The sequence below is a fragment of the Methylobacterium trifolii genome, assembly GCF_022179685.1.
Taxonomy (GTDB): domain Bacteria; phylum Pseudomonadota; class Alphaproteobacteria; order Rhizobiales; family Beijerinckiaceae; genus Methylobacterium; species Methylobacterium trifolii.
In genome coordinates, this window is record NZ_BPRB01000257.1 from 1 (window position 1) to 5,693 (window position 5,693).

At 72.6% G+C, this 5,693-nt stretch carries 5 protein-coding genes; 1 reads left to right on the top strand and 4 read right to left on the bottom strand.

Annotation, left to right across the window (positions count from 1 at the left end):
* Nucleotides 1–232 precede the first annotated feature (232 nt).
* The 3 genes from ntrC to COGEMETH_RS20670 are packed head-to-tail and all read right to left on the bottom strand — an operon-like array spanning nt 233 to nt 3,879.
* Complete coding sequence (gene ntrC / locus COGEMETH_RS20660) at nt 233–1,699, bottom strand: nitrogen regulation protein NR(I) (protein WP_238184482.1); 1,467 nt, start codon at nt 1,697–1,699, stop codon at nt 233–235.
* A gap of 24 nt (nt 1,700–1,723) precedes the next feature.
* On the bottom strand, nt 1,724–2,863 hold the full coding sequence (locus tag COGEMETH_RS20665) for a two-component system sensor histidine kinase NtrB (RefSeq protein ID WP_238184483.1): 1,140 nt from the start codon (nt 2,861–2,863) through the stop codon (nt 1,724–1,726).
* Entirely contained in the window at nt 2,860–3,879 is a 1,020-nt protein-coding gene (locus tag COGEMETH_RS20670; RefSeq protein WP_238184484.1) for a tRNA dihydrouridine synthase, read from the bottom strand. The genes COGEMETH_RS20665 and COGEMETH_RS20670 overlap by 4 nt, the downstream gene beginning before the upstream one ends.
* A 162-nt stretch (nt 3,880–4,041) precedes the next feature.
* Here COGEMETH_RS20670 and COGEMETH_RS20675 point away from each other — a divergent pair, with 162 nt between their 5' ends.
* On the top strand, nt 4,042–5,325 hold the full coding sequence (locus COGEMETH_RS20675) for a bifunctional 2-C-methyl-D-erythritol 4-phosphate cytidylyltransferase/2-C-methyl-D-erythritol 2,4-cyclodiphosphate synthase (protein ID WP_238184485.1): 1,284 nt from the start codon (nt 4,042–4,044) through the stop codon (nt 5,323–5,325).
* 37 nt (nt 5,326–5,362) lie between these two features.
* Here the strand turns inward: COGEMETH_RS20675 and COGEMETH_RS20680 are convergent, their stop codons facing one another.
* Complete coding sequence (locus COGEMETH_RS20680; protein ID WP_238184486.1) at nt 5,363–5,572, bottom strand: hypothetical protein; 210 nt, start codon at nt 5,570–5,572, stop codon at nt 5,363–5,365.
* Nucleotides 5,573–5,693: the final 121 nt, after the last annotated feature.

The window sequence follows — 5,693 nt, forward strand, 5'->3', positions numbered from 1 at the left end:
ACGGGAGAGGGGACCCGCGTTTCCTCCGCCATCATCGCGAGATGTGTGAATACGGTAGCCCGTGCGGGAGAGGGTTGGGGTGAGGGACCCAGGTCTCTGCCGGAGAGGTCGCATCCCTCACCATGTCCCTCTCTCCCGTGCGGAAGAGGGGACCCGCGCCTCGTCACCCAGCGTCGCGATGTGTGAATACGGTAGCCGCTGCAGGCGAGGGAAACGCCTTTGCCGCAATCTATCAGCGCGCCGTGCGGAACACCTGAAGATCCAGGTCCCGCACCTTCTTGCGCAGGGTGTTGCGGTTGACGCCCAGAAGCTCTGCCGCGCGGATCTGGTTGCCGCGGGTGGCGGCCAGGGCCGCGCCGATCAGCGGGCCCTCGATCTCGCGCAGGATGCGGTGGTAGAGGCCGGGCGGCGGTAGCGTATCCCGGTAGCCGGAGAAGTAGTCGGACAGGTGCCTCTCCACCGCCCCCGAGAGGGTCTCGGAATCGCCCGCCGGCTTGCGCGTGCCGGTGCCGCCGGGGCCGGAGGACGGCGGGGCCAGCGGCAGGGTGTCGAGCTCGGCCTCGATCACCGGGCCGGTGATGGTCTCCTGCGGGTAGAGGGCGGCCAGGCGCCGGACGAGGTTCTCGAGTTCGCGCACGTTGCCGGGCCAGCGGTAGCGCTTGAGCCGCTCCATGGCGTCGCCGTCCACCATCTTCCGGGTCAGGCCCTCGCGCTCCACCTGGATGAAGAAGTGGCGCACCAGGTCCGGCACGTCCTCCGAGCGCTCGCGCAGCGCGGGAAGCCGGAGAGGCACCACGTTGAGCCGGAAGAACAGGTCCTCGCGAAAGATTCCCTGCTGGATCGAGATGCGCAGGTCCTTGTTGGTGGCCGCGATGATCCGCACGTTGGTCTTGATCGGCACCCGCCCGCCGACGGTGGTGTACTCGCCCTGCTGCAGCACCCGCAGCAGCCGGGTCTGGGCCTCCATCGGCATGTCGCCGATCTCGTCGAGGAACAGGGTGCCGCCCTCGGCCTGCTCGAAGCGGCCGGCCGAGCGCTGGAGGGCGCCGGTGAAGGCTCCCTTCTCGTGGCCGAACAGCTCCGACTCGATCAGGTCGCGGGGGATGGCGGCCATGTTGACGGGCACGAACGGGCCGGTCCGCCTACGGCCGTAATCGTGCAGCGCCCGGGCGACCAGCTCCTTGCCGGTGCCGGACTCGCCGGTGATCATCACCGTCAGGTCGGTCGGCATCAGGCGGGCGAGCGCCCGGTAGATCTCCTGCATGGCCGGGGAGCGGCCGACGAGGGGAATGTCCTCGTTCTCGGGGCCGGCGCCCGGCGCCACGGTGCCGCGGGGGCGCGACAGGGCCCGGCCGACGATGGCGATCAGCTCCTTCAGGTCGAAGGGTTTCGGCAGGTACTCGTAGGCGCCCCGCTCGGAGGCTCGGATCGCGGTCATGAAGGTGTTCTGCGCGCTCATCACGATGATCGGCAGTTCGGGGCGCACCCGCTTGATCCGCGGCAGCAGGTCGAACACGTTCTCGTCGGGCATCACCACGTCGGTGATGACGAGGTCGCCTTCCCCTTGCGCCACCCAGCGCCAGAGGGTGGCGCAGTTGCCGGTGGACCGGACCTCGTAGCCCGCCCGCGACAGGGCCTGGTTGAGGACCGTGCGGATGGCCGCGTCGTCGTCCGCGACGATGATGTTGCCGTTGGGCATGACTCTTACTCGACCTCCGGCATGTCAGGCCTCGACGGTCGCTTCGCGGCCGTCTCGGGCGCTCGACATGGGCAGCAGGATGCGGAAGGTGGTGCGGCGGGGGGCCGGATCGCACTCGACGATGCCGCCGTGATCGCCGACGATCTTGGCCACCAATGCAAGACCGAGGCCGGAACCTTGGGCTTTGGTGGTGACGAAGGGGTCGAACAGGTCGGGCAGCAGCTCCGCGGTGATGCCCGGCCCGTTGTCGCGCACCGCCACCTCGATCGGCAGGCTCACGCGCTCGCGCGAGCCTGGCACCTGCAGGCGCAGGCCTGTGCGGAAGGCGGTCGACAGGGTGATCTCGCCCTCGACCGTATCGCCGCCGATGGCCTCGGCCGCGTTCTTCACCAGGTTGAGGATCACCTGGATGAGCTGGTCGCGGTTGCCGAGCACCGGGGGCAGCGAGGGGTCGTAGGTCTCGACGAAGCGGATGTGGCGGGCGAACCCCGATTGGGCCGAGCGCTTCACCTGGTCGAGCACCCCGTGGACGTTGACCGCGCCCCGCTCCACCGGCCGCTCGTCGCCGAACAGCTCCATGCGCTCGACGATGCGTACGATCCGGTCCGACTCGTCGCAGATCAGCCGGGTCAGCACCCGGTCGTCCTCCGCGCCCGACTGCTCCAGCAACTGCGCCGCGCCGCGGATGCCGGCGAGCGGGTTCTTGATCTCGTGGGCGAGCATGGCGCCGAGCGCCACCATCGAGCGGGCCGCCCCCCGGTGGGTGAGCTGCCGGTTCATCTTGTCGGCGATGGTGCGCTCCTGGAGCATCAGCACCACGTCGCCGTCGTCGCCGAGCGAAGTCGCGAACACGTCCACGCTGCGCTCCAGCCCGGAGCGGGGCTGGGCCAGCTCCACCCGGTACTCGCTGACGCTGGAGCGGCGGCGGCGCACCTCGGCCACCAGGGCGTTGATCGGCGAGGCGAAGGGGATGATGTCGCGCAGGCGCCGGCGCATCATCAGCCGGGCGGAATGGTCGAAGAAGCTCTCGGCCGCGTGGTTGCAATGCAGGATGCGGTCGTCCCCGCCGATGGTGAGGACCGGCAGCGGCAGGGCGTTGAGCACCGATTCGCCGGCCGGCGCCCCGCGGCCCCTCGGGCCGGTCCCGTCGTCCGCCGCGCTCATGCCGCCTCCGCAACCGCGCATGCGGGATCGAGGAAGGCGCGGGCGAGCAGCGCCAGCGCCGTGTCGGGGTCCGTGGTGGTGAGCAGCCGGCCGCGTTCGGCCTCGCTCAAAGCGCCCCGCCCCGCCGCGTCGGCGTAGGCGGCCAAGTGCTTGCGGGCGTGGCGCACGCCCATGCCCCGGCCGTAGAGGGCGATCAGCCCGGCGTAGTGCTCGGCCGCGATCCCGTGCTGCACGGCGCGGGACGGCTCGGGCACCGGCCGGCCGGCGAGCGCCGCCGCGATCCCGCCGACGAGCCAGGGCCGGCCGACCGCCGCGCGGCCGACCATCACGCCGGCCGCCCCCGAGGCCGCGAGGCACGCGCGGGCGCCGGACAGATCGCCCACGTCGCCGTTGGCGATCACCGGGATCGACACCGCCTCCACCACGGCGCGGATCGCGGCCCAGTCGGCGCTGCCCTTGTAGAATTGCTGGCGGGTGCGCCCGTGCACGGTGACCGCGTTGAGCCCCAAAGCTTCCGCCCGGCGGGCGAGGTCGGCGGCGTTGCGGCTCGCATCGTCCCAGCCGAGCCGCATCTTCACGGTGACGGGGACGCTCACCGCCCCGCGCACGGCGGCGAGCAGGCGGGCGGCGTGGTCGAGGTCGCGCATCAGCGCCGAGCCGGAGGCGCCCCCGGTCACGACCTTGGCCGGGCAGCCCATGTTCACGTCGATGACGTGGGCGCCGCTGCCGGCGGCCAGCCGCGCCGCCTCGGCCAGAGGCTCCGCCCGGCAGCCGGCGAGCTGGACCACGTGCAGGTCCACCCCGTCGCCGTCCGCCCGCAGGCGGGCCTCGGCGGCGCCGCGGGCGAACTCGACGGCCGCCACCATCTCCGAGACGACGGCGCTCGCCCCAGCGCGCCGGGCGAGCCGGCGCATGTGCAGGTCCGTGACGCCCGACAGGGGCGCCAGCAGGGCCAGGGGCGGCCTCGCCGGGGCGCTCGGCCCCGCCAGCACGCTCAAATAATCATCAGCCATCATTCTGCACAACAAATAGACAAAAGCGGCCCGGACGCAAGCGCCGCGGCGATTTGATTTCGCCCCCTGCCCCGCTTAAACGACGGGCAGAATTTCTGGCCGGCGCCGCCGCCCGGTGGCGTTCGGCCGCGTGGGACGCGCGGCCCGGGGGACGAGAGCCTTACCATGTCCAGCCCCGGATCGAGCGTCGCCGCCGTCGTCGTGGCGGCCGGCCGCGGCATCCGCATCGGCGGCGGGATGCCCAAGCAGTACCGCCGCGTCGGCGGACAGGCCGTCCTGACGCGCACGCTCGCCGCACTCGGCGCCCATCCCGGCCTCGACCGGCTCCAGGTGGTGATCGCCCCCGACGCCGCCGACTTCTACGAAGAGTGCCTGGCCGACCTCGACCCCGCCGTGCGCGAAAAGCTCGGCCCGCCGGTGCCCGGCGGCGCGACCCGCCAGCAATCCGTGCGCGCGGGGCTCGAGGCCCTGGAGCGCCTGGGCGCCCCGGCCATCGTCCTGGTGCACGATGCCGCCCGGCCCTTCCTCGATCCCGGCCTGATCGACCGCGCGATCGCGGCCGGGCGCGACCACCGCGCCGCGGTGCCGGGCGTTCCCGTCACCGACACGATCAAGCGGGTGGAGCCGGCCGGCCCCGGCATCGGCCGCGTGCACGAGACGCCGGACCGCGAGGCCCTGCGCGCGGTGCAGACCCCGCAGGCCTTCGCCTTCGCCGCCCTGATCGAGGCCCACCGCGCGGCCGCCGCCCAAGACCTCCACGCCTTCACCGACGACGGGGCGCTCGCCGAATGGGCCGGCCTCCCCGTGGTGGTGTTCGAGGGCGACCTGCGCAACCGCAAGATCACCCAACCCGCCGACCTGATCGAGGCCGACCGCGCCTTCGCGGCGCCTGCGAGGATTGCTCCCATGACCACCTACGTCACCCGCCTCGGCACCGGCTTCGACGTGCACGCCTTCACCACGGGCGACCACGTCTGGCTCGGCGGCATCCGCATCCCGGCCGACCGGGGCGTGCTCGCCCACTCGGACGGGGACGTGGCGCTCCACGCGCTCACCGACGCGCTGCTCGGCGCCATCGCCGACGGCGACATCGGCACCCACTTCCCGCCCTCCGACGAGCAGTGGCGCGGCGCCTCCTCCGACCGCTTCCTGGCGCACGCCTGCGACCTGGTGCGGGCCCGCGGCGGCCGCATCGACCACCTCGACATCACGGTGCTGGCCGAGGCCCCCCGCATCGGCGCCCACCGCGAGGCGATCCGCGCCCGCATCGCCGAGATCGCGGGCGTGCCGCTCTCGGCCGTCTCGATCAAGGCGACCACCACCGAAAAGCTCGGCTTCGTCGGCCGCGCCGAGGGGCTCGCCGCCCAGGCCGCCGCCACGGTCCGCCTGCCGGAGGAGACCGACATCCCCCTGGACGCCCAGGCCGAAACCGAGATGCGCCAGGGCTGATTCTTTTGGGGTTTGGCGTGGCGGGCCGAGCGGGCGGTCAGCCCGTCGATGGGCCGGCCTGCGCGGCAGGCGGCGCCAGGGGCCGGCGCAGGAACAGCGTGCCGGTCACCGGGGTCTCGTAATACGGGGGTTTGGGGGTTAAGCGGAAGCGCCTGTACAGGGCCTGCGCTCCGGCCATGGTGGGCAGGGTGTCGTGCCGCATCTCGGAGTGGCCGACCACCATGGCCACGACCGCCGCGATTGGCATGCGGATCAGCAGCCCGCGCCACCGGCATCACCGCCTGCCTGAAGAGCGGCGGCGTATTAGAGAAGGCGGCGGCGATTGCCAACCAAGCTTCGACGCGCACCAACTAGCACTACTTTGGCAG